Genomic DNA, 751 nt, shown 5'->3' on the forward strand with positions numbered 1-751 from the left:
GGAGATGGCCCTCGGTTCGGAGGGGTTCGAGGAATATGCCGGTCACTTCTGGGGCTTTCTCGAAACTCGTCCCTACATGCGCGCGCGGGCAGGTCTTGCCGCCGCGCTCTGGCGGCTTGGTCGTCATCAGGAGGCGATCGGCCATTATCAGGCCATGCTCAAGCTCAATCCCAACGACAATCAGGGCATCCGCTACGTTCTGGCTGGGCATCTGCTGGCCCGCGACGACATCAAGGCCTTGAAAAAGCTCATCAGGCAATACGAAGACGATGGCGCCGCCGCGTGGCTTTTACACTCAGGCGCTTCTCGCCTTCCGGGAAAACGGCCCGGATGCCGGCAAACTGGCCGAGGAAGCCTGGCTGGCCAACAGCCATGTGCCTGGCGTTCTATCGGGCAAGCAGCCTCTGGTGCTATGGACGGGTACATCACCATGGGCGGCGAGGACGAGGCCGCTGACTATGTCGAGGCAAGCGGCAAGGTCTGGCAGTCCACGCCCGGCGCCGTCGAGTGGCTGGTGGAAGCGACCAAGAAATTGAAACCTCGAAGAAGGCGGACAGTGCCGGCTAATTTGGGTATACCCGGCCTGAACACCTGCCATGAACACGTCGCAACCGGAAAAGCTTGTATATTGGTCATCCGCGAAGAGCAGAAAAGCGGTTCTACCCTGGAAGGCCGTCCACAGCTCAACACAATTCTCGACTTCATTCATGCCGGCGAGACGCTCGTCGTCACCCGGATCGACCGGCTGGCC

At 60.7% G+C, this 751-nt stretch carries 2 pseudogenes; both read left to right on the forward strand.

The features are described from left to right. Positions 1 to 76: 76 nt before the first annotated feature. Positions 77 to 136 (forward strand): annotated as a pseudogene (locus tag EOA23_RS36835) (hypothetical protein); the annotation flags it as partial. 495 nt (positions 137 to 631) lie between these two features. Further along, positions 632 to 751 (forward strand): annotated as a pseudogene (locus EOA23_RS36840) (recombinase family protein); the annotation flags it as partial.

This window comes from Mesorhizobium sp. M2A.F.Ca.ET.042.01.1.1, assembly GCF_003997405.1.
Taxonomy (GTDB): Bacteria; Pseudomonadota; Alphaproteobacteria; order Rhizobiales; family Rhizobiaceae; genus Mesorhizobium.